Source organism: Sulfuracidifex metallicus DSM 6482 = JCM 9184, assembly GCA_032834875.1.
GTDB classification, from domain to species: Archaea; Thermoproteota; Thermoprotei_A; order Sulfolobales; family Sulfolobaceae; genus Sulfuracidifex; species Sulfuracidifex metallicus.
The window spans coordinates 307357-333850 of record CP135238.1 but is presented as its reverse complement, the minus strand read 5'-3'; the positions used below and the strand labels follow the sequence as shown (position 1 = coordinate 333850).

At 40.1% G+C, this 26494-nt stretch carries 28 protein-coding genes; 12 read left to right on the top strand and 16 right to left on the bottom strand.

Translation table 11 applies throughout. From position 1 onward, the window contains the following. The 6 genes from dph2 to RQ359_RS01930 are packed head-to-tail and all read right to left on the bottom strand — an operon-like array spanning position 1 to position 4592. Positions 1-1005: a diphthamide biosynthesis enzyme Dph2 gene (gene dph2, locus RQ359_RS01955; protein ID WP_054838126.1), complete on the bottom strand. Its 1005-nt coding sequence runs from the start codon at positions 1003-1005 to the stop codon at positions 1-3. A 14-nt stretch (positions 1006-1019) separates the two neighbouring features. After that, complete coding sequence (locus RQ359_RS01950) at positions 1020-1535, bottom strand: 50S ribosomal protein L16 (protein WP_054838127.1); 516 nt, start codon at positions 1533-1535, stop codon at positions 1020-1022. A gap of 29 nt (positions 1536-1564) precedes the next feature. Beyond that, positions 1565-1813 (bottom strand): KEOPS complex subunit Pcc1, encoded by a 249-nt coding sequence (locus tag RQ359_RS01945; protein ID WP_054838128.1) that lies wholly within the window; start codon positions 1811-1813, stop codon positions 1565-1567. Continuing rightward, a complete protein-coding gene (locus RQ359_RS01940; RefSeq protein ID WP_156016199.1) occupies positions 1803-2825 on the bottom strand; it encodes a single-stranded DNA exonuclease in 1023 nt (340 codons plus the stop codon). The genes RQ359_RS01945 and RQ359_RS01940 overlap by 11 nt, the downstream gene beginning before the upstream one ends. Continuing rightward, complete coding sequence (locus RQ359_RS01935; RefSeq protein ID WP_054838129.1) at positions 2806-3726, bottom strand: lysylphosphatidylglycerol synthase domain-containing protein; 921 nt, start codon at positions 3724-3726, stop codon at positions 2806-2808. The genes RQ359_RS01940 and RQ359_RS01935 overlap by 20 nt, the downstream gene beginning before the upstream one ends. A gap of 11 nt (positions 3727-3737) precedes the next feature. Then, positions 3738-4592 carry a HesA/MoeB/ThiF family protein gene (locus tag RQ359_RS01930; protein WP_156016200.1) on the bottom strand — a complete coding sequence of 285 codons (855 nt, stop codon included), beginning with the start codon at positions 4590-4592 and terminating at the stop codon, positions 3738-3740. A 67-nt stretch (positions 4593-4659) separates the two neighbouring features. On the opposite strand from RQ359_RS01930, the gene RQ359_RS01925 reads away from it, so the two are divergent. The 12 genes from RQ359_RS01925 to RQ359_RS01870 all read left to right on the top strand — a co-directional run bounded on the left by RQ359_RS01925 (position 4660) and on the right by RQ359_RS01870 (position 15988). Continuing rightward, positions 4660-5484, top strand: a complete 825-nt coding sequence (locus RQ359_RS01925) for a transketolase (RefSeq protein ID WP_054838130.1) — start codon at positions 4660-4662, stop codon at positions 5482-5484. Next, the gene (locus tag RQ359_RS01920) at positions 5453-6391 is read left to right on the top strand and encodes a transketolase family protein (protein WP_054838131.1); all 939 of its coding nucleotides are present in this window, start codon (positions 5453-5455) and stop codon (positions 6389-6391) included. The genes RQ359_RS01925 and RQ359_RS01920 overlap by 32 nt, the downstream gene beginning before the upstream one ends. Continuing rightward, the gene (locus RQ359_RS01915; protein WP_156016201.1) at positions 6392-7441 is read left to right on the top strand and encodes a chorismate mutase; all 1050 of its coding nucleotides are present in this window, start codon (positions 6392-6394) and stop codon (positions 7439-7441) included. A 15-nt stretch (positions 7442-7456) separates the two neighbouring features. After that, a complete protein-coding gene (gene aroF, locus RQ359_RS01910; RefSeq protein WP_054838132.1) occupies positions 7457-8452 on the top strand; it encodes a 3-deoxy-7-phosphoheptulonate synthase in 996 nt (331 codons plus the stop codon). Then, positions 8449-9504, top strand: a complete 1056-nt coding sequence (aroB, locus tag RQ359_RS01905; protein WP_054838133.1) for a 3-dehydroquinate synthase — start codon at positions 8449-8451, stop codon at positions 9502-9504. The genes aroF and aroB overlap by 4 nt, the downstream gene beginning before the upstream one ends. Further along, positions 9504-10286, top strand: coding sequence for a shikimate dehydrogenase family protein (locus RQ359_RS01900; protein WP_054838181.1), 783 nt, complete (start codon positions 9504-9506; stop codon positions 10284-10286). The genes aroB and RQ359_RS01900 overlap by 1 nt, the downstream gene beginning before the upstream one ends. Next, positions 10264-11433 carry a chorismate synthase gene (gene aroC, locus RQ359_RS01895; protein WP_054838134.1) on the top strand — a complete coding sequence of 390 codons (1170 nt, stop codon included), beginning with the start codon at positions 10264-10266 and terminating at the stop codon, positions 11431-11433. Before RQ359_RS01900 ends, aroC begins: the two co-directional genes overlap by 23 nt. Continuing rightward, positions 11406-12206: a shikimate kinase gene (locus RQ359_RS01890; RefSeq protein WP_054838135.1), complete on the top strand. Its 801-nt coding sequence runs from the start codon at positions 11406-11408 to the stop codon at positions 12204-12206. The genes aroC and RQ359_RS01890 overlap by 28 nt, the downstream gene beginning before the upstream one ends. After that, the gene (gene aroA / locus RQ359_RS01885) at positions 12181-13416 is read left to right on the top strand and encodes a 3-phosphoshikimate 1-carboxyvinyltransferase (RefSeq protein WP_156017844.1); all 1236 of its coding nucleotides are present in this window, start codon (positions 12181-12183) and stop codon (positions 13414-13416) included. Before RQ359_RS01890 ends, aroA begins: the two co-directional genes overlap by 26 nt. Then, the gene (locus RQ359_RS01880) at positions 13409-14047 is read left to right on the top strand and encodes a type I 3-dehydroquinate dehydratase (RefSeq protein WP_156016202.1); all 639 of its coding nucleotides are present in this window, start codon (positions 13409-13411) and stop codon (positions 14045-14047) included. Before aroA ends, RQ359_RS01880 begins: the two co-directional genes overlap by 8 nt. Positions 14048-14357: 310 nt before the next feature. Further along, the gene (locus tag RQ359_RS01875) at positions 14358-15563 is read left to right on the top strand and encodes a hypothetical protein (protein WP_156016203.1); all 1206 of its coding nucleotides are present in this window, start codon (positions 14358-14360) and stop codon (positions 15561-15563) included. 218 nt (positions 15564-15781) lie between these two features. After that, positions 15782-15988: an SWIM zinc finger family protein gene (locus tag RQ359_RS01870; RefSeq protein ID WP_054838139.1), complete on the top strand. Its 207-nt coding sequence runs from the start codon at positions 15782-15784 to the stop codon at positions 15986-15988. A 79-nt stretch (positions 15989-16067) separates the two neighbouring features. Here the strand turns inward: RQ359_RS01870 and RQ359_RS01865 are convergent, their stop codons facing one another. The 10 genes from RQ359_RS01865 to ndhC all read right to left on the bottom strand — a co-directional run bounded on the left by RQ359_RS01865 (position 16068) and on the right by ndhC (position 26441). Continuing rightward, positions 16068-17120 carry an inositol-3-phosphate synthase gene (locus tag RQ359_RS01865; RefSeq protein WP_054838140.1) on the bottom strand — a complete coding sequence of 351 codons (1053 nt, stop codon included), beginning with the start codon at positions 17118-17120 and terminating at the stop codon, positions 16068-16070. Continuing rightward, complete coding sequence (gene nuoN, locus RQ359_RS01860; protein ID WP_156016204.1) at positions 17113-18507, bottom strand: NADH-quinone oxidoreductase subunit NuoN; 1395 nt, start codon at positions 18505-18507, stop codon at positions 17113-17115. Before nuoN ends, RQ359_RS01865 begins: the two co-directional genes overlap by 8 nt. Beyond that, complete coding sequence (locus tag RQ359_RS01855; RefSeq protein ID WP_156017846.1) at positions 18504-21884, bottom strand: proton-conducting transporter transmembrane domain-containing protein; 3381 nt, start codon at positions 21882-21884, stop codon at positions 18504-18506. The genes nuoN and RQ359_RS01855 overlap by 4 nt, the downstream gene beginning before the upstream one ends. 21 nt (positions 21885-21905) lie before the next feature. Next, positions 21906-22193: an NADH-quinone oxidoreductase subunit NuoK gene (locus RQ359_RS01850; RefSeq protein WP_054838142.1), complete on the bottom strand. Its 288-nt coding sequence runs from the start codon at positions 22191-22193 to the stop codon at positions 21906-21908. A 1-nt stretch (position 22194) separates the two neighbouring features. Beyond that, positions 22195-22695 carry an NADH-quinone oxidoreductase subunit J family protein gene (locus RQ359_RS01845; protein WP_054838182.1) on the bottom strand — a complete coding sequence of 167 codons (501 nt, stop codon included), beginning with the start codon at positions 22693-22695 and terminating at the stop codon, positions 22195-22197. Then, entirely contained in the window at positions 22679-23170 is a 492-nt protein-coding gene (nuoI, locus tag RQ359_RS01840) for an NADH-quinone oxidoreductase subunit NuoI (protein ID WP_054838183.1), read from the bottom strand. Before nuoI ends, RQ359_RS01845 begins: the two co-directional genes overlap by 17 nt. Positions 23171-23286: 116 nt before the next feature. Further along, the gene (nuoH, locus tag RQ359_RS01835) at positions 23287-24342 is read right to left on the bottom strand and encodes an NADH-quinone oxidoreductase subunit NuoH (RefSeq protein ID WP_338117018.1); all 1056 of its coding nucleotides are present in this window, start codon (positions 24340-24342) and stop codon (positions 23287-23289) included. A 17-nt stretch (positions 24343-24359) separates the two neighbouring features. Further along, positions 24360-25538: an NADH-quinone oxidoreductase subunit D gene (locus RQ359_RS01830; RefSeq protein WP_054838143.1), complete on the bottom strand. Its 1179-nt coding sequence runs from the start codon at positions 25536-25538 to the stop codon at positions 24360-24362. Between the two features lie 37 nt (positions 25539-25575). Continuing rightward, positions 25576-26055 (bottom strand): NADH-quinone oxidoreductase subunit C, encoded by a 480-nt coding sequence (locus RQ359_RS01825; protein WP_054838184.1) that lies wholly within the window; start codon positions 26053-26055, stop codon positions 25576-25578. After that, positions 26052-26441 (bottom strand): NADH-quinone oxidoreductase subunit A, encoded by a 390-nt coding sequence (gene ndhC / locus RQ359_RS01820; protein WP_054838144.1) that lies wholly within the window; start codon positions 26439-26441, stop codon positions 26052-26054. Before ndhC ends, RQ359_RS01825 begins: the two co-directional genes overlap by 4 nt. Positions 26442-26494: the final 53 nt, after the last annotated feature.

Here is a 26494-nt window from a genome sequence, read left to right as displayed (position 1 = left end):
TTACCACGGGAAAATGTATGGCTCCAGCTTATTATTAATAACCATTTTAGTTTCTCCAGGAGTAAGCACAGGTTTCTCATAGGTATAAAGGTCATCTGTGGGCAACCTAGGACAAGAGGTAACAACGAATGCATCTATGTCTTTTCTATCCAGGTTACGCATGGTCTCAAGATTCAGGATCCTGGAGGATATTACAAAAGTTGTGAACCTCTTTTGTCTCATGCTGGACTCGAGGAATTTAACCATTAAAGGTCTGTCTTGTCCTGTCATAACCCCGCGTATTATTACCCAGGTCTTTGCAGACATTGCCTGCATTATCTTGGCGTACCTTATCTTGAGGAATTTGTAAACTTCTCCGCTTATATCTTCGGCTCCGTTCATGTATGGATCCACCTTAATTACAGGCTTCCCCGTGGCTAAGCCTAAACCTAAGGAATGAAAGAGACCTCCTGAAATGTTGACGTAAACGTCTGCATTAACATTGAGACCAGCCTTATAATCGCAACCTAAAACTTGACCCTCATGCATGAATGGACTAGATGCCTTACCTACTTCTACCTCTATTCCAGCTTCTTCAATCTTGGATTTAAGCCTCGGTATAAGCTTAACGTGCTGCAACGTAGCTGTAATCCCAACCTTCTTAGGTGAGTATTTAGATACAAGCTTTAAGGCTTCATTTACCATCTTATCCGTCAAAATTAGATCACTATGGGTCTCCACGAAAATTGTGGGAAACTTAGGATAATACCAAGTATAAGGCGAATGACCGTAATGTACTATCAAGTCAACTCCAAGTTCCCTAGCTTCATGCTCAGCTACGTCACATGCTCCCCAACTGGAATCCCCAGATATTATTACGTCAACGCTAGGTAAACTTTCCTTAATTTTCTTTGATATATCAGTTGAAAAATACCTTAGACCCTCAGGAAATTGAAGGAGGACTTTCTTAGCCCCCCTTTTGCGTATTTCGCTTATTACATAAGCGTCCTGAAAGTCATACGGCAAAAGAAAATAACACCTTATTTCTTTAAAGGAACGTATTCTACTCTCACATCAAGAGGTACCTTAGATGACGCTATTTTCATAGCTTCCTTTGCAAATTCTAGGTGCTCCTTCTTTACCTTTAGCAGCATTATCGTTTCTCCCAACTTTTCTATTCTAGCCGCTGTACCAATAGGTTTTCCGAACGACAAGCGCATCCCGTCCTGAAGCCTGTCTGCTCCTGCAAAAGCCATCATCTTGTTTTCCCTTATTACATGGTGAGGGTACTTCAATACCCAAAGGTAAAAGCCAGTTTCGGAACCTGTCTTCTTGGTCATATATTTAAGTGCCATCTGCCTAGCCGACTCCAAAGCATTGTGCCTTATCTGTCCGGTTTGAGTTGCTACAAGCCTAACCTCAAAGTCATAGTCCATCTTAGCGTCACCCATGGTAAATTTGGTTATCTTTGGCATAGGTATTCCTGCTATATACTCCTTTCTCGTGTAAGCTGGTCCAGAGAATTCCCTATAACATCTTCCTGGTCTTAGTCCCATTTTTATCAGCTAACCTTTCCTTCCATTTCCTATATATTTAACCTTTCCATAGTCTTGACCAAGGCTTCTACGTGCCTCATTATCTCATCTGCGGTACTCTTCAGAGTAAGCAAGTCCTTGGGTCTAGAAACTTCCATTTTCAAGTTAATAACTAGAATATTTTCACCTTCAGTTACCATGTTAATCGTCATTCCATTAGGAAGGTCAACGTTATCAACGTCAAGTGACTTCCGTATTTCCTCTGCGTCCTCATGCTCTATCCTTATTTCAATTGACATTATCAATTCTCATCAACCCATTGCTCTTTAACTGAGGGAAAAAGAACTTAGTGGAAAACATTTTGCCTCCATCTACTATTACAACTGGCTTGCTTTTGCCTTTCTGCTGTAACGCTATTAAGTGAGCCAACTGAGGGGATTTCAAGTTAGTTTCTACTTTATACACGTTCTTTTCATCCCTTATGTCGAAGAAGAAACCCTTCATAGCATGGGATCGGAATTCGTCTATCATAGTCTCAGCGAAGGAAGGATTGAAAACCATTTCAAGTATTCTATTAGGACCGTGAAAGTCTAAACTTAACAAGGAAGCAAAAGCCATTTCCAAAATGTCATATTCCATAAGAAATATTCTACTTACAATTATGTCTTCGCTTGTAGCTTGTCTGTATTTAGACATTGAAGCCAACATCCTGAATGCCAAGGTATTGCGTTGTGTCTCGTTAAGTTCCTCCAATTTAGACGTTTCGTTCTCTCCAAGTTCCTTGACAAGTTTTATGGAGTTTTCTCTATTTCCTGTGAGTTCAGGCAAATAAGGATCTATAGAAAGCATTATGGAGACGAATAAAGGAAGTTGTTTATAATTGGGTATTTTGAAGCTGTTTTCAACGCTGACGCCTAGAGATTGGGAACTTTCAACCATTTTTTTCTCAGTCTCAGTCAATTGTCTTCTTTCCTGTATGGCTGAGGTCATCATCCCAGTTAAAATAGGAAGAATATCGTTCACAGACAAGGAAAAAAGAGAGGAAAAGGAGGTCTTTCCCAGGAAATATTTACCTATGTTAGGAAACTCAATCCATCTACCTGAGGCCTCATTTCTTAATAGCAAATCACAGCCTTCCGTAGAGGAAAATGACAAATAAGCGTTTCCTGAGGAGTACTTCATCAATAGCCCGGAAAAAATGATAGAGTCAAGATCAAATGGCAAACATATTTTTAAATTTTCGTTTTGAGTTAATCCTATAACGTTACGTCTTATCACTTCGTAATTTGGATCAGTCAAGAAGTTTTCCATTTCTCTCTTTACTAATTAATGTGATCCCATTTTTAACTTCCTTGAAGCTCAAATCTCCGGAAAAGAGAAATCCGCTCGCGTTGGATATAAGATAGGAAATTCTGGTTATAATAACGTTTTGAGGAGATAGAAGTAAAGATAAAATCAGTTCTCCTACTCCAGCCTCAGACGGGATGGGTATTAATGCACCTACCATATATATGCCCATTATAAAGGAAGATAGAATAACATTATGAGTTATAACATAGAAATATAAACCTTGAACCCAGAAGCTAGCAAAAGATATTATTAAAAGCAATGGAAATTTATCCTTTATTCCGCTTCTTATGTAGGACTTGAATTCCATGTAATTTAACGTCAGGCTATCTAGCCTTAAGGAGTTCATTATGTAATCCTCTATTTTTCCGATTCTATCATGTGTATGATATATAAAAGATATGCCTATTCCCCAGCCTAAAATGTTACCCAAGGCTACCAAAATAAAGATTAATTGAATAGAGGAGAAGTAGAACGGAAGGAAGACTAAATACAGAAGGCAAATTGCAACTGTATCTATGAAGCCTTCAGCTATGGAAAAGCCCAGACCCTTCTTTAAGTTCTTCAACTTAGGGTTATAAGACAAAGCTCGAGTTAACTCCTGTCCCATCCAGCCTGGTAATATCAACCCGTAAGCGTTTCCAGTTAACCTAGCCTTTAGGACAGTCCAATAAGGTAAATTAGTGATTAGTTTGTCCCTTATGGCGTCGATCATGTTCTGCAGTAAATAAAAACCTAAGAACATGAGTATAAGAAAAGGCTTTTGCTGTATCACGCGGAGGGGATCTATCTTGTATATGGCTGAGTATACTGCTATCACTATTATCGGCAGAAGTCCATAGACGACGTTCTTCAATGATTTCATTATATGAGCCTCTAGCTTTTTACCTTCTTAAAACATTTCCCATTTTCATGACAGATAATAACGTCCTTACCTCTAATCACAGTAAAACCTTTCCCTTGGATTTCTCCAGAGTTGATCCTTATTAGTCCACAAGTGGGCTTTAGATTTTCATTAAGGTGAGGAAACTCTCTCTTCACGCACGTTTTACATTCTGGATTCTTGCCTATCTTGAAGGACTTGACGGTTAGATCTTTCATATCAATGTAAAATAGACTCTGATCTGGATTTCCGTTCAGCGCCTTTAACATCAAACCCACTTGAATTGAAACCACTGCTGAAACTACTATTCCCAGGGTTCCCGTGACTTCACATGCATCCTCCTGGGATTCAGCCATAAAACATGAAAGACAAGGACCTTGAGAGGAAACGAACATCGCAGAACCGTACCAGGAGGTAACTCCTCCGTAAATCAGAGGTATTCCTGACTTTACACAAGCGTCATTTAATATCAATCTATAAAAAGGAGTATCAAGAGCATCGAAAACGAAATCTGAACCTTTAATTATATCCTCAACGTTTTTTCCATCGACAACATCAAGAATGTAAGAGACGTCTATTTCGTGATTTATCTTTCTCAATTTCTCGGCACAAATCTTCGCCTTTGGCTTTCCCACATCTTCCTCATCAAAAAGGGAAACCCTATGTAAATTGGATAGCTCCACAACATCTGCATCAACCAGCTTTATTGAACCCACTCCTAAGCGTGCTAACTCCTCGCTTAACTTGGATCCAAGTGCTCCACAGCCTACAATTGTAACTTTCAATGAGGATATCTTTTCTTGTCCCCCAAGCCCTAATACTAGTAGTTGTCTAGAGAACCTTTCCATGGTTTCATTAATAAAAATACTTAAAAATAAGTGTTAGATAGACCAATTGGGGTCTGATATTGCTCCAATGGGAATAAAAGGTGAGCGTGATGGAATTCCAATATCAATAGATGAAATAAATAAGCTACGTATAGTAGCTTCTAAGGCAAGGAATAACGTAATAAAAATGCAGTTCTACGATCATTCTATACACGTAGGTTCTTCGCTAAGTAGTATAGAAATCTTAACGACGCTAATTTTCAAGTATATCAGAGATTCTCAATCCAAATATGATAGGGATTGGTTAATATTAAGTAAGGGTCATGCAGCTCCTGGCTTATATGCTGTGCTAGCAGAAAAGGGACTAATACCGGAAGAGGAACTATGGAAAATTCAAGACATAAGCGGTCTACTTCAAGGACATCCAGAAGTCTTTATCCCCGGTATTGACATGTCAACTGGAAGTCTTGGACAAGGATTAAGTTTCGGAATAGGAGTAGCAACAGGAATAAGAATGCAGGGAGGAAAAGGAAGAGTTTACGTAATAATGGGAGACGGAGAACAAGATGAGGGAGAAATATGGGAAGCTATGACACACGCTGTTACCAGGAAGTTGGATAACTTGATCTCTTTCATAGAAGTTAACAATTACCAACTCGACGATTCCACCGATGCGGTAAAACCCAAACACTTCCTTCCAGACGTATGGAAGGCGGTGGGTTGGAGAACTTTGTTCTGCGATGGGCACGACTTCGCAAGCATAGTAGACGCGATAGAAGAAGCTCATAAGATAAGGGCACCTGTTGTAATATTTGCTAAGACTCTAAGAGGTAAAGGTTTCCCCGTAATAGAAAACACGAAAGTACAGAGGGCGAGTCCAGATGATGCAAGGAAGTATCTTATCAATGCGTGATACATTAGGTAAGCTCCTTGTGGAGCTTGGAGAGAAGGATCCTGACATAATAGTAATGACAGCTGATGTTGGAGACTCAACCAGGGCCTCCAAGTTCAAAGAGAGGTTTAGCGATCGCTACTTTAACGTAGGGATATCGGAACAAGATCTGGTAAACTTCGCAGCGGGGCTTTCCGCAGTGGGAAAGAAGCCAGTAGTGGTAAACTTTGCCATGTTCCTTATGAGGGCTTGGGAACAAATAAGGAATTCTATAGCTAGAATGAACTTAAACGTAAAATTGGTAGTTACGCATTCAGGATATAGCGACAGCGGTGATGGATCCAGTCATCAAGCATTAGAAGATATAGCACTGATGAGGACGCTTCCTAACTTTTCAGTGGTTATCCCGGCGGATTCTGCAGACATCAGAAGAGGACTTCCAAAGATACTTCAGCATAGCGGTCCAGTGTACTATAGAGTAGGAAGAGAATATTCACCTCAAATCACAGAGAACATGGATTACGAATTCGAGATAGGCAAATCTTACGTCCTAAGGGAGGGATCGGATATTACTATAATAGGAGCAGGGGTACTACTATGGGATGCAATGAAAGCAGCAGAGGAGTTGGAGAAGAAAGGGATAAGTGCAGCAGTCATAAACATATCCTCGGTAAAGCCAATAGACGAACAGACAATTGAATACTATGCCAGAAAAACAGGAAGGATAGTTACAATAGAGGAACATAGCATTTACGGTGGAGTTGGCTCAGCTGTAGCTGAAGTAGTAGTAAAGAAATATCCAGTTCCAATGAGATTCGTCGGAGCTACGACCTTCGGCAGATCTGCCAGAAGCCAGAGGGACTTAATAGACTTCTACAAGGTTAACTATGAAAGCGTAATAAAGGAGTCCCTAGAATTGATGAAGTGAATGACTGATATTTCGTGGGTAAGAGAAGAGATAGATAAAGTAGACGAACAGATTTTATCTTTAATTTCTTTAAGATTTAAATTAGTAGGTGAAGTAGGTAAAATTAAGCAGAAAGATGGTAGAACGATAACTGATAAGAGAAGAGAAAATGAAGTGATGGAAAAATGGATATCCAGAGCCAGAGGTTTAGGCATACCAGAGTCGTTTGTAAAGTCAATTTTACCTTTAATTTTCTCTTATTCTAAAATGCTTGAGTTAAATCCAGATGAGAAGAGAAGAGTTGTGATATTAGGATATGGAGGTATGGCTAGAAGCCTCACCTCCCTTTTATCGTTAGTTGGTCATGAAGTAGTAATAACTGGAAGAAACCTTCAGAGAGCCTCAAACTTGGCGTCTGAATTCAGAACAGTAAGCATGAACATGAAGGATGCCTTGAAATGGGGCGAGTTTATAATCGTTGCTATACCCCCTGCTGCAATAGTTTCTGGATTCTTAGACAATGTTCTTCCCTTAGCTAGGGGAAAGACATTAATGGACATTAGCTCGTCGAAAAACTACGTTTTCTCATTTCTGGAAAAAGCCTCCGTGGAGAACGGATTTCGGTTCGTGTCAACGCATCCGCTCTTCGGTCCGTCGCTTTATCCTGTTGGAGAAAAAATAGCAATCATTCCGTCGTCTACGTCCACTAACATAAACGACGTTATAGAATTCTGGAGGAAGTCCGGTTTATCAGTAATCGAGACTGACCCAGATTCTCATGAAAAGGCTATGTCTATTGTTCAAGTTCTGGTACATTTTTACATGATGGGACTTAGCAAGGCCATAGACGAGATCTCTTCTGAAATGGGAGTTAACCCTTCAGATTTCGAAACAACAAACTTCAGAGAAGTCTCCAAATCGCTGCAAAGAGTGAATTACCTTAAGGACGTGATCATGGAAATTCAGGAAAATAATCCGTACTCAAGGCAAGTGAGAGAAGCTGGGATTGATACTCTTAAGAGAGTGAATGAAGAGATAAACCTGAAAAAAGGTAAAGAAAACAAGACTTGAGAAGTGTGAGAAAAAATGTACATGTTTATACTTAAAAAAGGAATAGATGAGTCTACACTTAAAGAAAAATTAAAGTCAAGTTCTGCTTCGTACAAGTTCGTGAATATTTACGGAATGGAGATTGCGTTGGTGTGGCCAGACTCCGAGGCCGAGAAAATATACGATTATGCGATAGAAATTTCCACTAAGATAAAGAGACCTTTCCCGTTGGCAAGCAATGAGTGGAAGAAGGAACCCACTAAGATAAGGGTAAAGGACGTGGAAATAGGTGGTGATAAGATAGTCGTGGCTGCTGGTCCATGCGCTGTGGAAAGTGAGGAGCAAACCCTAACGGTAGCCAAGGCCGTGAAGAGGGCAGGAGCTTCACTCTTAAGGGGAGGAGCATATAAACCTAGAACTAATCCATATTCTTTCCAAGGATTAGGAGAGGAGGGAGTTAAGATACTCATGAATGCTAGCCAAGAGACTGGATTGCCAGTAGTTACAGAAATAATGGATACGAGAGACATTGATGTATTCAGGAAATACGTGGATATGGTTCAGATCGGAGCAAGGAACGGACAAAACTTCAACTTGCTAAGGGAAGTAGGGAAGTTAGGTAAACCAGTCCTTCTAAAGAGAGGTATGGCAAATACAATAGAGGAGTGGCTTCAAGCCTCAGAGTATATACTCTCGGAAAACAACGGCAATGTAGTCCTATGTGAACGCGGAATAAGGACATTTGAGAAAGCTACTAGATTCACATTGGACATAGGAGGAATGATAGCTGCAAAAACCATGACTCATCTTCCAGTTTGTGCAGATCCCAGTCATCCAGCAGGAAAGAGAGAACTAGTTCACTCGTTAGCATTAGCTTCAGTAGCTGCAGGAGCTGATATGTTGATAATCGAAGTACATCCACATCCAGAAATAGCTTTAAGTGATTCGGAACAACAGCTGACTCCTGAGTCATTCGAGGTATTAATGAACAGGATAAGGGGAGTTGCCAACGCGTTAGGTAGGAAGTTATGATTGAGTTCTATACAGGGATAGGCGACAAGGAAGTTAGAACGATTGTTGGAAAGGGAGTACTGGAAGACGTAATCCTTTCTGCGAAGGAAAAGAAACTATTGGTTTATCCAACTTCACTTAAGGAATACGTTAACAAGTTGAAATCTGATGCAATAAAGTACGAGGTTCAGGACGGAGAAGGAGTTAAGGACTTAAACAGAGCAATGGAAATCGTTGAGTTTATGTTCTCTAAAGGCTTCGACAGAGGAGACACCGTAATAGCTATGGGAGGAGGAACTATATCTGACGTAGTGGGATTTGTAGCCTCGGTATATATGCGCGGACTGAACCTAATTATTGCACCTACTACACTCCTAGGTATGGTGGACGCTGCCATAGGCGGAAAGAACGGAGTTAACTTCAAGAACGTTAAGAACGTAATAGGTACTTTCTATCAGCCGTCAACTATAGTAGCAGATATAGATTTCCTTTCTACTTTGCCTAGACAGGAATTAACCAGAGGCATGGCTGAAGTGATAAAGTATTCCATAGTTCTGGACAAGGATTTCTATGATTTCCTTGCGATGAACCAAGAGAAAATAATGGAAGGTGATCAATCTGCAATGGAGGAGGTAATAACTAGGTCCATACGTAACAAGTTAAACATAGTGTCTCAAGATGAGAGGGAGACTAAAGGTATTAGAATAGTCCTCAATTTCGGTCACACAATAGGTCACGCTATTGAGGCTGGCTCTTCCTTCTCTGTGCACCATGGGCTTGCAATTTCTGTTGGTATGACTTGTGAGGCAAAGATATCAGAAGAAATAGGTTACTCCGAGGAAGGTATTGTGGAGGACGTAACATGGATGCTATCTTCGTATGGATTACCTATCACTATTGATGAATTAGAAGGCAAAATAGACGTTAACTTAGCTCTATCCTCAATTTCAAAGGACAAGAAAGTGAGATCGGGTTATCTAATGATGCCGCTTCCCACAAGGTTGGGGCAGTGGAGAAGAGTAGATATACCATTGGAAACTCTTAATGGCTTCGCCAAACAATGTCTCTCTTGATGATAGATCAAAACACTAAGCTGTTGGGAGTAGTTGGACAGAATATAAGCTATACCTTATCTCCAGCCATACATAACTTCTCTTTTTCAAATCTAGAAATAAACGCAGTATACTTATCCTTTGATATAAAGGAGGACAAGTTGAGAAGGGCTGTTGACGGTCTAGTGGAGGTCGCCAAAGGTCTTAACTTTACAATACCTTACAAGGAAAAGGTAATTGAACTTTTAGACGAAGTAGATAAGGCTTCTGAAATGTTGGGTGCGGTGAATACAACGATGGGAAGAAAAGGCTATAACACAGACTTTCTTGCCGTGAAGTCGCTTGTACAGGAGAAGGTAAACTCCTTAGATGAGAAAGTATGTTTAATATATGGAGCTGGAGGTGCGTCTAGGGCGGCAGCTTTCGCTCTAGCTGAATTGGGATGTTCGCTGGAAATAATCAATAGAAGTAAGGAAAGGGCTGAGGAGGTAGCCGATAGAGTTAGATCCTATGGCTATGAGGCGAAGGTTGTTGAAGAATGCAGGGAAGCATATGTGACTGTTAACACTACACCTGACTGGGAGAAGGTACCTTGTAATGGAAGTAAATTGTCTATCGAATTTGTATACAAACCGTTAGAGACTACCTTAATTAGGGCGTCAAGGAATCTAGGAATAGATGTGATAAACGGAATACAAATATTAGTGAGACAAGCGATGGAAGCTGAAAAGATATGGTTTAATAGTTCTCTTCCTGATGAAAAAGTGCTGGAGTATCTTTATGCCAGGAAGCTCATTTGGTAGGCTCTTCAGGATCACAACCTTTGGCGAAAGCCATGGCCCTGCAGTGGGAGTAATAGTAGACGGAGTACCTGCTGGGTTACCTTTAACAAAGGAAGACGTAGAATTTGAGCTTTCTTTTAGAAGACCTGGGAGACTTTTCGTGTCGGGTAGAAGGGAAAAGGATGAACCCGAAATACTCAGTGGCATATTTAACGGAAGAACTACTGGATCTCCCATTGCAATCATGGTTAGAAATAACGATATAATATCATCTCTGTATGAAGAAGTAAAAACTAAGCCACGTCCAGGCCACGCTGACCTTCCTTTCATATTCAAGTACGGCTATGAGAACTGGGACTACAGGGGAGGAGGTAGGTCCAGTGCTAGGGAAACTGTAGGTAGAGTTGCAGCAGGTGCAATAGCAAAGAAGTTAATCATGTCTAAGGGTACACTGGTTGCAGGTTATCTTAAGTCGTTAGGTCCTGCCAGCACTAACGCAACAGATTTTCATTCAATTATATGTTCTAAATACAGTCCAGTTAGAGCTCCAGACAAGGAAACTGAAGAAATATACGAGAAACTGGTAAAGGAAGCTACAGTTGAAGGGGATAGTTATGGAGGAATAGCGGAAATTGTTGCTGACAACGTTCCTAGAGGATTAGGAGAACCTGTTTTTGATAAAATAAAGGCGGACCTAGGTAAGGCAATAATGTCAATTCCTGCAGTTACAGGGTTTGAATATGGACTTGGATTTAGGGCAGCGTCAATGAAGGGAAGCGAAGCCAACGACGAGATCGTGTCAGAAAGCGGGGAAATAAAATGGAAGGATAACCTATCGGGAGGAATACTGGGAGGAATAACCACGGGGGAGAGGATAGTAATTAGATGCTCGTTTAAACCAACGAGTTCGATCAGAAAGCCTCAAGGGACCGTGGACTTGAGGACTGGAGAAAAAACTACAATCTCGGTTAAGGGAAGACATGATCCTGCAGTTGCAATCAGAGGAGTTACAGTTGCAGAGTCCATGGTTGCTCTAGTTCTGGCTGACCACATGCTTAGATCTGGAGTAATTAGTCTTTCTAAATTGGAAAAGGAAGAGGCTGAAGCTTCTCAAAGAAACTGGGAGAGGTATGTAAAGGAATGCGTGCCTATGGAGGGATCTCAATAGTAAATGCAATACCTTGTTGGTTGGGGTCTTCAGCAGCAGTGGACCTGAAAATCAAAGTATCAATTGAGGAAACCCGAGAAAGAGACCCTTCTGAATCTAGACTAGTGAAAGAGATCTTAGACTTCTTCGAGAAAAGATGGAACATACCTCACGTGAAGGTCAAGGTTGAAAGCGACGTACCCTCTAGAAGCGGGCTAAAGAGTAGCAGTGCGGTCTCCGTTGCCCTCATCCATGAACTTTACAGTAAATTCTCAATAGAAAATTATTTATCTCCACCTAAACTCTCAGCAATTCTATCAATTAAGGCAGGAGTTTCATATACCGGAGCTTTGGATGATGCTGCGGCCTCCTATTACGGAGGGATATCGTTTACAGATAATAAATATCTAAAGATATTGAAAATGTCCAATCCGCCTAAGGATGTAGTAGTCATGATCCTGCCAAGAGGAGATAGACCTAATGTGGATTTAAACAAGCTCAAGCAGTTCTCTTCCTCCTTTGCTGGAATATTCGAACTAGCTAAGAGGTCAATCTTTGACGCGATGAGAATAAATGGAACTTTAATCGCCGAGATATTAGGATATGATAAGACTCCTATAAATGAAGCCATTAAAAGGGGAGCCATAGCTGCAGGCATCAGTGGTAACGGACCATCGTATTTCGCGTTGTCAAAAGAGGGGGAGGAGGGACCAATCTACGACTCACTTAAAAAATTTGGAGAGCCTATATTAACAAGGTTCGTTGAGCTTGAGGGCGATAATCAAACGATCTAAGGTTGGGGGAAAAGTAAGGGCTCCTCCATCCAAAAGCCAAGCTATAAGGCTAATCTTCTATTCACTGCTCTCGAAAGTGGAAATAGAGGATATGCCTGATTCCGAAGACATAAAGGATGCAATAGATGCTGTAACAGCCTTAGGTGTGAAAATGGAGGGACGTGAGTTAATCCCTCCTCCAAGTCCTTATGTTAAAGAAAATTACGTAAAATTTAGAGGATCTGCGACAACCCTTAGGTTCTTCATACCTATAGTCGCCTCAATAGGCGGGGAGATAGTCATAGATGCGGATTATCCTTTAAGGGATAGACCTATAAGGAGAATAGTGGAAGCTCTTTCAACTAAAGGAGTGAGTTTTTCCTCTCATTCTCTCCCTGTGAAATTATCTGGCAAGATAAAAGACGATATAGTTGAAATTCCAGGGGATGAAAGTAGCCAATACGTTTCAGGCTTGATTTACGGCATGATTATGAAGGGAGGAGGAAAGATTATCATAAAACCTCCAGTCTCTTCCTCATCTTATATTAAAATGACCGCGTCGTTATTAAAGAACTTTGGCGGTAAGGTGGATTTCCAAGGTAATGTAATTTCGGTAGAAAGAGGAAAAGACATGATTCCTTTCAAAGGGAAAGTCCCAGGGGATTATGCACTATCCTCGTTTTACGCAATATCGTCCATAATAACTGGGGGAAGGCTCAAGATAACTGGTTTAGACGTTCCTGAGGATTATTTCGGAGATCATTCAATAGTTGAAATATTTAGAAACATGGGCGTAACGAGCCAATGGGAAGACAACAGTTGGAACGTTGAGCAGGGCGAGCTCAGGGGAATAAAGGTTAACGTAGATGACGCACCTGATCTAGCAGTTTCAATTTCAGCCTTAGCTACCGCTGTTCCGTCCTTAACTATCATTGAAGGAGTTGAAAGACTCAAAATAAAGGAGAGCGACAGAATATCTACAATAATAACTACTGTTAAGGCTTTTGGAGGAGATGCGCATTACGATAAAGGTAAAATAGAAATAGTAGGAGGAAAGATAAAGGAGGGTTTCATTTCCTGTCCTTCGGATCATAGGATAGCAATGATGGCTGGAGCACTGGCGACTTATGATGGAGGTGTAGTAGACAATGCATGCTGTGTCAACAAGAGCAACCCTAGATTTTGGAAAGATTTAGCCTCATTAGGAGCTAAGGTGAGTCTTGTTGGATAAACCTAAGGTTGTGGCGTCGCTCCCTGTAAGGAAGCCGGAGGACCTATCCAACATAAAGGAGATAGAATCGGACTTAATAGAACTGAGACTAGATTACTCTTCAAATCCATTTTTCATAATTGATGAATTAGATAAATTTTCCAGCCTTTCAAGTAAATTAATATTCACAATAAGAGACGTAAACGAGGGAGGAATAAATCAAGTATCTCCAGATATAAAGAAAAAAATATACGATAAAATCTATGATAGTGGGTTCATTTATGACGTAGAAGCCAAGTTCGCAAAAAGATATGAGATAAACGTAGACTGTAGAACAATTTTGTCTCTACATTATTTTAGTGATGTACCTAGCTTAGAGGAGGTAGTTGAACTCTTTGAGCCTTTCAAGGGAAAAGATCCACTATTCAAGGTTGCTATAATAGGCAAAGGAAAGTATAAAGAAGTTCTATCTTCTCTTCTTTCTCTCAAAAAGGTAGCCGTGATGCCTATGGGAGTAGATCCTTTAGAAAGGATAGCCTTCGGCATTCTTGGATCCAGGCTAATATATGCCTCAGTAATTGAGAGCACTGCTCCTGGGCAGATGAATTACAGGGAAGTTAAGCGAACGTTAGATTGCATATTTAGAACTTAGTCATTATTGATTAATAATTAATTACTTTTCTCTTAATTCTAGTCAATTATACCCGTAATTGTTATTCTTAAAATTCATGAAGCGTATTTTAGTACTCTTCGTACCGTTAAAAGTAGTGATGAAACGTCTAAGCTATTCTTCATTTCGCTTTTTATATTATAATAATGTAAAAAATAATTTTCTATTACAGCTTGCTCTTTTTCTTGCTTATGTAATATAGTACAATTAAACTTATTCTTGATATTTATTAGAGCTAGTGAAATATGGGAAAAGCTTATAATTATAGATTAGCAATGAACTTAGAAATAGAATGGCAGATATGAAAAATGTAGGATTGGGTATTATAGTTCTCATTCTTATAATTATAGCGGTAATAGGGTTTTTTGAGTATAACTCAATAAATTCCAATTACATGTCATTGAGTTCCTCTTACTCGTCACTGTCCGCATCCTACAGTAACATAAGTTCAAGTTATAACGCACTCCAATCGAATTACACTAAAATTAAGGCTCAAGTAAACCTAGAGCCTATGTTCGTTGAGAACGGGATAGAAACGGTAACAATTAATTCGTCGTCTAAATTGCCTTATCTTCTAAAGGTAGGTTCAATAGAGGTTACTGTAAAACCAGGGACAATGGCTGAGTTCAATAACGGTACTTTAATGAAGTCTTTCCAATTCTCTCTGGTAACTTTCAGCTTGAAAAACGTGAATTCTCCAGAGAAGGGACTTACTCCAACTTACGCGTTCGCGTTTATGGTAAACGGAAAAATCACCCCTGAAATAACATTAGTTCATAACGTAAGTGGAAAGCTAGTACCATATGCACCCATAACTATAGTATCGGCAAGCGACAACACAACCTCGTGGACTTGGCTAGGAGGTAAACTCTACAGTAATGGAACTTACATAGGAGGAAAATACGCCTTTGCAGATAAGTGGTTATATGGAAACAACACGATAGTGAACACGTTATTTGTAAAACCAGTAATTTGGATCTTTGAAACTCAATCTGAGTCCGCCTTGAGTCCAAAGCAAATTTCCCTGCAACAGAGCCAAGTTTTTGGACTCACTCCTATTACATCTTACACCTATATGGTAAATGGAACTGAGGGTGCTGTAATAAACGCTGGTAACATTTTAGTAGTAATTCAACCAGATACTATGATAGACACTGGAAAGGCTAACTTAACTACTTTTAACTTCTCCGTAGTATTCTACCCGGTTTATAACGTATCTACCCCAGGAGGAGGTTACGTACCATTTGAGGTTTTCGCCTTTGCCATTAACGGAAATGTAACTTTCGATTACACCAGCTTGAATCAGATGAGTGGTAAACCACAACCATTCTTAACTATCATGAACGTACCAACCTCAAGCCCAGTAGAAATGTTGACTTGGGGTGGCACATCTGGAAACTACCAATACGTCCTTCACGATCCTATATTTGTGTACGATGGAACCCTAGTTAACTACTCATTCGTAAAACCAGTACCTTGGGTTGTAGCTATAGAATAAAAAAGAGATATATAAGATAAAAATTTTTTATAAATATTTCCCCTATTTATATATACATTTATAAGATCTAAAAAGAAGATTAAAATTTATTCTATAAAGGATCAAGAAATGACTTATCTTAGCCATGAAATAAAAATCCATTAGACAGAAAAGGATAAAGTAAGCTGAGAATTGCCTTTCTGGAAAGTTAATTAATTATCAGGAGGAAGTTAGTATACATGATAAGAATTCTCAATTCTAAAGGAAAACAGATCGAAGGAGAAGTAGCTGCAAAGTGCGCTATGGGTTACTACAAGGTAACCATAATTGTTGATGAAGGAAAGCTAGTTGATTCTTCATGTGAATGCGGAGAGAAGATATGCAAGCATGCAATTAAACTGTACATGAGATACATGAGACTAAAGGGAGAGGGAATAATAAAGTAAACAAGAACGAAGTTAACGTGTAAAAATGAAATAAAGTCTGTATGTTAACTGTATTCAGCACTCACACGAATAGCATCATTTATTCAGTCCGGGGTTCTCTCATCAAACTTTTCGTAAATTTATCTAATGCTAACTTTGCCTCTTCAAAGGAATTATATTTATCTATGCTATTCTTGAAGTAGTAACCACATACCTCTTTGATTGGACCACCCATATTGTTATCCTTAAGCATTTTTGAGTACCTAATCAAGTCTATTAATGGAGCTACTGCATTAGGTGCGTCCATAGTCTTAAGGGATATGTCAACCCTTATTGGTACTCCGATGGAGTAAGTTCCTTCAATAACCATGTAACTGACTCTCTTGTCTCTTAAGAATTCAACATAGTCTGATGTTCCAGCTACAACGTCAGCATCGGAGTGAGACGATAGAAAAGATGATTTTATACCTTTCTTTAAATCCTTCCTCTTGTCCTCTAGGGTTACAAGAGCTTCGGTAGTGCCTGCAATATCTATTTGATAAGATCTGGTTACCTTAACACCTCGTGACTTTAAGAAGTCTATTAGACCTGCATGAAAAGCCGTTCCTCCGATTTGACTTAATAAGTCATCTCCAAGTAGAGGCAATCCAGCCTCCACGAATTTATCGCCTAACAGTCTGGTGACAGGAGAAGGAGTAGCGTTAATGAAAGATGAACCTGCTTCTAAGGATCTCTGAGCGTAATAAATTGAAGCTTTATCTGCTCCGGTAGGAAGAAGATTTAGAACTACCTCTGCGCCTGACTGACGTATCTCCTCCGCCACATCAACTGGTTTATCCTCTGATTCCTCTATAATTTCACCTAATACTCCTTCCCTTCCATCTAATGTAGGTCCTCTCTTCACCATAACGCCCCAATCTCTAACCTGAGCTAAAGGTTCAACTACATTAGGTCTTTCAAATATTGCCCTAGATAGGGGTAATCCTACCTTTCTCTTATCAACATCGAAAGCTGAAACTACCTCAATATCAGAAGGACTCAGTGGAAGATCTTCTCTTATCCCCTGAACTTTAGAACCGTTCTTAACCATTTCCAAGGATTGTAGCAAGGCGGAAGCTACGTTCCCTACGCCGATTATCGCCACTTTAACCAAGCTGTGACACCACTATCCCAAATAGAAGTGGGGCTAAAATTCCCAACGCTATGCTAAGTACGGCGGATGAAATGACAGTATCTCTGGAAGTAGAATTTACTTTGACGAATTCTCCATCTCTAAACATTTCTCTCATTATTGGTATGTAGTAACCTGCGGATATGGCGCTGTTTATTACTGCTATTATAGTCAACCAAGGATAAGCGAAGGATGACTCGAAGACGAATAATTTTCCCCAGAAGCCAACTATCGGAGGTATTCCCAGCAAGCTTAAGACTAAGATAGTAGCTCCAAATGCAAGCCATTTATCTGATCTAGCCATTCCACGAAGACCCGATAAATCAGCAGTGCCCGAAATTCTTTCAAAATGATCTACAAAGTGAAACAGACCAGCTTGTGCTACTACATAAGCTATGCTCTGTATTAATATTGCTACAATAGCAACGTTTAGGTCGGAGAAAAGCATGGCAAACGCAACTAAGAAGAAGCCCATTTGGGACACGGATGAAAATGCCAGTATGGAGGAAACGTCTTGCCTAGAGAACGCTATGAAGTTTCCTACGAATAAGCTAGCTATGGCTAGAGCTATGTAAATTACTAGCTCGTACTTGTTTGGATCACTGTAAACTAAAACCTTGAAAAGTGGAACTATCCCTATCAATTTACCTACACTGGATATGATTGAGATTGACGTTCTGTCAGACATGGAATAAACGTCAGGCAGCCAACCCTGGAAAGGAAATGAACCTATCTTGAATAAAAATGAAACTGAAAGCAATGCCACGGAAAGTAAGAATAAAGGCTCATAGAGAACTTGCTGTGTAAATACTAGAGATCCAGTAGATGCAACGTAAAGAGCAAATCCCATTATCATTAAAGAACTTGATATTAATCCCATTACTAGATATTTTATTCCAGCCTTAGTTGATCTAAAGTCCTTCCTTGCCATTGCGATTACGTAAGTTGCAGCTGAGGAAACAGCCCAGGAAACTAATATCATTATCACGCTAAATGAGAACGACATGTAAATTATTCCTAACACAAGTAACATAGTTAAAGAGATTAAGGAAGCTCTGGCCTTCCAGTTCATGATGTTATCGTAGCCTCCCAGAAGTCCTATTATTCCTCCCAATAAGGCTGCTATGGAAAAGAGGTAGGCTTCCACGTCTATATAAACGTTCTTAGAGAAGAGGTAAAACCCATATATACCTTTAGCCCAGAACACTACCTCTGCCGCTAAAGTAACTATCATGGTAATTATCGCTAAGTTAAATGAAATGGAAAATCTATCCTTCCTTCCATCGTCTATGTAAAGCACTGCAATAGAAGAAAATACCAGAAGAATTGAAGGTATTATTAAAGGTAAGTAATCTACGAAGGATATCATCCGACCACCCCTAAGTATAGCAAGAGTAGTATGAGAATGAACGCAATTCCCCAAGTGTAAAGGGAAACGTAGTTTGACAGAACTCCGTTCTGAACCGTTTTATATATCCTAGAACCAAATTCAGTTATGAAAGCAGGCAGCATCTCGTTTATACCTCTATCAAGTATACCTTTCTCTATATAACTATAGACTCTTGTCGCTAAGGAAGCGTATCCGTAACCTATTAGGTCAAATATGGGATAAACTAACCATCCGTAATAAGCGAAGTTTATTAAAGGCATTATAGGCTTAACATTAATGTTCTTAAGATAAATCGTAGAGATTCCTATTCCAACTAGAGATAAAACTATTCCCACAACATCTATTGAGGTGTACGAATACAAAGTCGGAGTGATCGATTTAAAATAGGAAAGTAAAGTGAAGACACTTACTCCTAATATAACTGAACCAAGAACCAGGAAAGCCGAGGAAATAATCATCAATGGACTTATCTTATGCCCGTGTTCCTCAGAATGTGGCTCTCCCTTCCATAAGAAGGTCTTTATTATGTATCTCAAGATATACAGTGAACCTAGAAACTCCACTATCAAGTATAAGTAAAAGAAACTTGATGCGAAAGCAATATCTCCTATGAAGTCATGAGCCCAGAAGCCAGCTAGTGGGGGTATGTTAGCCAAGTTCAATGAAGCTATCAATTGAAGAACAAACACAGCTTTCAATTTTACATATAAATTAGGATAAGATTGAACATACCTGCTTTCTGTAAAGTGAATCACTGATCCTGCGTTCATGAATAAAGATGCCTTATACAATCCGTGTGCAAATAGCTGGATCAGTCCTACTAAGATTCCCACTAGTGGAATTCCCAAGATGACTCCTAAGGAAGATGAGAAAAGCATCAATGAAATCTGATCTGCAGTTGAATTAGCTAGTATGACTTTTTGTTCATTGCTGACCAAAGCGTTGATGCTTGTGTATATGGCAGTGAAAATGGCGAGTGACGCTATTACGTAGAAGAAGGTCGAAGTGTTCCCATTAAATGGAATGTAAGGGAATAAGAGGAAGGACAGGATTGCACCTAAATTGACCATTGTTGCAGCATGTATAAGTGAACTAACCGGAGTCGGACCTGTCATCGCAGTCAGTAGCCACTGGGTGAAGGGAAATTGTGCGCTCTTCGATAGACCTCCCAAGAAAAGAACAAGCAGTATGATCCACGCATATGGCATCAAGGAGATTGTTTCTAGAGCCTCAGTTAAGTTCCTTCCATCGAAAAGGGAGAACAGAAGAGTTATTCCTCCGTTCTGATTTCCAGTAACAACGTAAATGAGGTATCCCAATCCCATGAGGAAACCTACGTCAGCTGACCTAGTGAATATCAATGCTCTTATTCCACTGGTAGTTGGACGCGATAAGAAAGGTATTCCTAGAACTTTTCTATCGAAGTCACCTACAACGTTCTTATCGTTGTCGTCCAGCCAGTAGCTGATTAAACCGTAAGATGCTAGGCTAGTTCCCTCCCATCCAGCTACGAGTGACAAAGCGTTATCTGACAGAACTGCCATTAGCATGAAGGAAACGAATATTCCGAAGAAGCCCCAATATCTCCTTAATACTGAGTCTTCCTTCATATAGCCTATGCTATAAATTGAGATGAAGAACGATAGCCCTGAGACAAAAACTGCAAGTATGGATTGCAACAAAGTTGTGCTGAACTGAAGATAGCCTAGCGAGAAAGTGAAGGAAGGAGAACTAAAGAAAGGTTTGTCTATGTTTTGGGTAAGCAGGTACCCAGAAGCCAACACGGATACTCCGATAAACAAAGCATTTATCGCGCCTCTCAAGTCCTGGTTTAAAGACCTTGGGGTAACTAAAGCTATAAATGAACCTAGAGCAGGCATGAATACAATTAGGGGTAACAAGTATGTGTTAGTGTTTAGAGGTTGAATGAAGTTATAGAACGATAAATCCGCCAATTGAGGGAAGAAGAAAAGTATAATGCTGACTGCAGCCAAGAATAGCATAGGTATGGAATATTCCTTTACTCCATCTATTTCCTTAGCGTTCTTAAGCCCTGAGTAGACCTTCTTGAAGAGTATTCCTCCGTACGCCGAGGAAATGCCAATAGCTATGAAAAGCAATAGGAGCAGAATTAGGAACCATCCGACACCTAAGGCATTATATGTTTCTCCTGCAGCAAAGACCAAGAGAGCTTCGCTGATTAGACCTATTGATGGTGGTAGACCTAAAATGTTCAATAAACCTACAAATGATAACGTAGTATGTAGAGGAGAGGACCTGAAGAGACCCCCAAGCTGGTTCACGTTTCTATTCTCAAGCTCTGTTATGGATGCGCCTGCACTCATGAATAGCAATGCCTTTCCAAACCCATGTGATACATATATTAGAACTGAAGCCAACACGCCTATTGGTAAGAAGGACACGTTCCCCGTAAGGCCCAAAAGGAACGATATCGAAGCTCCTAGCAACATGTAGCCCATTTGTGAGACGCTGGAGTATGCTAAGAACCTCTTGAAGTCAAATTGAGATATTGCGTTTATTCCTCCATAAATCATAGTGAGTAAGGCCCAGCCTAAAAAGATGGGCGCTAGGAAGGACAATGATGGAAATAGGTAATAATAAATTAGAACGACGAATATTCCAAGACCTACCATGTTAGGGCTAAGAAGCACCGAAACTGGCGTAGGTGCCTCACCGTGGGCGTAAGGAAGCCATACATTAAAACCTGCCATTGCTCCTTTTATGAACATGCCTATTACCGCAATTAAGAACACCAATGATGCAAAGGAAAGACTAGAGTAATTATACAAGGTGTCGTATGAGGAATAAATGTCCATTCTTCCGCTTTCTAATCCAATTATTATAATGGATGCTAACAGAAGTATTGTTCCTACATGCGTCCAAATGAAATACATTAAGCTAATTCTCTTCCTGTCTCCGTATCCATATACTGCTATAAGCACGAATGATGTCACTAGTGCCACTTCTAGGAATATGTAAAGCTCTAGCAAGTTAGTTGAGAGTATTACGTAAAGCATTGAAACAGCAAAAAGTGTAAACATCCCATAATAGAGCCCCCAACTTTCATTTCCTTCAAACTTATGTTTCATGTATCTTAGGGAGTAGGGGACTGTAGCTATTGTCACACCCAGTATAGTGATGATGAATGGGAAGTTTAGATCGTTAATCACCAGACCAAAGTTCCCTATATAAGACCCTAGGTAGAACTCCTCAAAGAGCCCATATCTGAAAAGGAAAAATGAGTTTACTGCTATAGATATTCCAGAGAGTAAGGCTGAGATCCTCTTATCTTTAACCAGTAAAATTGAGGAGGCCAATATTAGACTAATTATCATAACTATGAAACCTAGCACCTTTCAATCCACCTCTAAAGAACCCTTTTGACGATAGTAAAGTATTATGGCCGCAAAAGCGACCACTACTTCAGTTAGAGCCATACCTATCGCAAAAACAGAAAAAATAATTGGCTTATAAACTAAACCTAATACTAGGGATACTGAAAAAAGGAAAAGTATTGACGCATTTAGAATTATTTCTGAGGATAGTAGAACCCTGATCACGTTCTTGCTAGCTATGATCCCATATAGACCTACAGCCACAAGAACTATGGACAAGGAAAGAGACATATAACCTAAGAGTATCATCCTAATCCCTCCTTGCTAGAGTTATAGCCTCAATTAAGGTGGTAAGTAAAGCTACCACCAAAACTATAGCTGGAAACCAAAAACTAGTTAATAAATCAGTAGCTAATTCTTGAAGTGAAACCGGAGGAACGTTTGTACCTGAAGAGCTGGAAAGACCAAATATAACTGCTAAGAACAAGGCAACAGCCGTAACTGCGACAGCTATTCCCGAAGGTGTGACTCTTTCCTGTTTAACGTAAAGATCTTTAAATATTACCATTGAGATAGATAAGAATACTACAGTAGCACCCACGTAAAGTAAAATATGGAAAGCCGAGTAAATAGAATAGGAAGCTGGAGCAAGGTCTGCAATCAGGACAGCTATTGCTATTCCCAGGAATGCAAGGCTAACTGCGGCGTAAAATACATTCTTGGAATTTATTATATACACTGCTGCTATTAAGGATACAACAGAGAAAATTCCGAAGATTATCAATTGTAGCAGTTCACTCGTCAGGAACATACCTGATCCCTTTCTTTTCATCTATTACGGTCTTCATTTTTCTCACAGGTTTGTCCATAGAGACGGGTTGATCAAAGTTACGATTGAACTTGTCAGGATTGAAAACCAGGTCCCTCCTGTTAGAAAAGGCAACGTCGTGAACTCTGGTTTCCTTTAGAGCGTCGACAGGACACACGTCAACACAGAAACCACAGAACACACATCTACCGTAGTTAATCATAGGAAGTTTTTTCCCTTCCTCCGTAGCCATCTTCATCGCGTCGGCTGGGCATATTAGGGCACATAACGTACAGCCTATGCATACATCCTTGTATAGCCTAATTAACCCACGGTAGCCCGTAGGGAGGGACAAGGCTTCTTCTGGGTAGAAAAGAGTTATCCTCTGAGGTTTGACAAGATACTTTAGTCCAGTTCCTATGCTCTGTACATGTTCGGCGAATAGCTTCAGAGGATTAGCCTTCTGATATTCCTTCATTTTGGGAGCTCCTCCTCTTTTCTCCTTGTTCTCCCCGCTACTTTGTGGAGAATTCTGAGCTTGAATATTTTTGTTCTGTTCTTCCTTTAATTCATCTTTTTTATCTTCCTTCTTATCTAGAGCCATAAATAACCCACCATCATACCTATAACGAGAGAAACTAATGAGAGAGGAAATAAATACTTCCAACCTCCCCTCAAAGCCTGATCTACTCTATACCTACCATAAACCGACCTTAAAAATACCGCAAAGAGTACGATTAGCGCGGCCTTGAATACCGTAAATATCAAACCCGGGAAGCCCGAGAATGGTAGCCAGCCTCCTAAGAAAAGATCCGCGAAGAGCAAAGCGTAAACTAAGTTAACAATGTAAGTTCCAGCCATATTAAGCACGAAAAGGAAACCGCTATACTCAGTATAAGGACCTATAACTACTTCGGTCTCCGCTTCAACTATATCAAAGGGAAACCTTGAACTTCCTATCAACATAGCGACAAGGAATACAAAGGCTGCAATAGGATCTGCAATAACCCCTGGAATGCCACTTTGTACTATCTCTACTATATCTAAAGTATGATATTCTAAAGCTAAGGAAAGAGTTGACATTAGTATCAGAACGTCGTAAGATACAGAAAGGAAAGTTTCCCTTATTGCACCTACTATTGCAAACCTATTATTTGTAACCCAGCCTAGGAAAACTACAAATATTGGATATATTGCCTCTAAACCTAATATAATCACTAAGTTGAACCTTGTAAAGTAACCCGCGACAACGCCTAAGTTGAGTCTAGGATCTAGGAAGGAATAATAATAAGGGGAAAATATTGAACCAGTCTTAGGTATTACGGAAACTGGTAACAGTACTATAGGGATGAATGATACGACTAAAACTAATACTGGGCTTAAAATATACAACGTCCTATTAACACCGCTTGGTATTATTATTTCAGAGAAAACGAACTTGAAGGCGTCAGCGAAAAGTTGGAAGAAACCTCCAATTCTCTTAGAGGCATAATAAGGACCTACCCTCATTTGAACCCTTGCGGCGGCCTTACGTTCAAACCATATAACGAAGAGCAAGAAAACTAGAGCGAATATCGCACCAGGAAATATCACTGTAACAAAAAATGAGGGATAAAAGATATAAAATTTCAATAAAGATAATATAGTAATGAAGCTAATCATCTGGATCACCTATCAGCTTCTGGGGGGAAATAATCTAAACTACCATAAATGGATACTAGGTCTGCGAATCTGGATCCCTTTAGGAGCTGTTTGAAAGGGTATATCATTCTGTATGACGGAGTGATCATCCTAAGCCTGAAGGGTTTAGGGGAGCCGTCGCTTACTAAGTAATAGAAGAGCTCTCCACGGGCAGACTCAACCCTGGCTGTAGCCTCCCCCTTTGGAGGCCTAAAGGATGCATAATATCCTGGAAGTACTATCCTATGCTGTCCTTCCCAATATTTCTTAAGTCTTATAGGAGGTATCTGTTTGAAGAACCTGTCCGAAAGTATATTACCTTCAGGTATTTCCTTTATAATCTGCTCTAAGATTCTCATGCTCTGTTCCATCTCATCTAGCCTAACTAGACCTCTCGCTAGACCGTCTCCCTCCTTGTAAACTGGAATTTCGAAGTCCAGTTTAGAATATGCAGCATAAGGATCCGCTCTTCTAACATCGTAAGGTACACCAGAAGCTCTTAGGTTAGGGCCAACAGCTCCCCATTCAATTGCTTTTTCCTTAGTCATTACACCTACGTTTTCCAGCCTGGCTCTAATAGTAGGATTGTAGAAGAATATTTTCCTCCAGTCTAGGAGTTTCTTTCTGGTGTATTCGATAGCCTTCTTTGTCATATCCATTATAGAAGGAGTGATATCCCTTCTTACTCCTCCAGGGATTATATATGAATTGGTTACCCTGGCTCCTGTTAAAGCCTCAAGTATTGTGACCCATACTTCTCTATCTCCAAAACCCCACATAAAGGCTGTAGAATGACCTAGAAATATTCCAAGGATACCTAAGCCATACAGATGACTAGCTATTCTATTTACTTCTGCAGCAAAGCTTCTAAGGTACTGTGCTCTTTCAGGAACATCCGTCGCTATTATCTTCTCCACTGCCATTACGTAGCCCAAATTCATATGTATCGAGTCAAGGATCGCAGGTCTCTCCACGAGCGGAATTAAGTGCATGTAGTTCCTGTTTTCAGAAAGCTTCTCCACAGCCCTATGGACGTATCCTACGTCCAGCTCTGCGTCATCTATTATATCGCCGTTGAGCTTTACGTAAATCCTCATATGACCAGATCCTGGATGTTGAGGACCTACATTGAGCTCTCCCTCAACTGGAACTATATCTATTTCCATCCCAGTTGAGGACAAAATTTTATTCATATCAGATATATCAGACTGGCTTGTCAATGAAAACACCTTCCAACTTTATCTTAAAGGACTTTCTTAGAGGGTAAACACCCTCAAAGTCTTCAGGGAGGAACATTCTCCTCATATCCGGATGGTCTCTAAAGTATATTCCCAATGTTTCGAAAGTTTCCCTCTCTCCAGTCCATACGCTTTCGAAAATAGAATAAAGCGACGGGAAGTTAGGATCCTCGTATGAGGTTGAAGATCTAAGGGCAACTATGGCATCTTTCAGTTCCTCTACGGTATAGGAGGAGAAGTGATATACAACCTCCAACTTTGACTGCTCTTGATAGTCCATCCCAGTTACTGAAATAACATGATCGAAGCCCTTGCTCTTCAGCAACGATGCTATCTCCCTTAATTTATCCTTATCTACTACGAGTGTAGCTCTATTGGGAGATTCAAGCTTAGCTTGTAGTTTGAGGGATTGAAACTCCTTTATTAATTCGGATAAGGTCGTCATCTTCTCAACTCCCAATTGAGGACTATGTTGATTTGCTTTATTGCATAATTAAGAATTGGATAGAGTACCACTATGAAAGTCCCAACTACTGCGACTAGGTTCCTGAAAAGTATTAAGTTACCAGAGTAAGATGCTGAAGCTACTAGGAATAGGAAAACTATGAGAGGTTCTAGCGTAGTATATACCAACAAATATCCATAATATTGAAGGGGAAACCATAGTCTTCCTTCTCCAGTCGGAATGTTGCCTGCCTCGAATCTACTAAGTTTCACTGGGTTGGGTTCGGATGGGACTATAAGAGAAATTATCTTGTACCCTCCCAAACCAGCACCTAGAAATATTATTATCGGTAGCCCGAAGGCAAGAAAAGCCTGTGTTAGAGCCATAGCATCTTAGTAGAACGTGGAAGGGCAAATAAGGGTATATTCAAAAAGTTTGT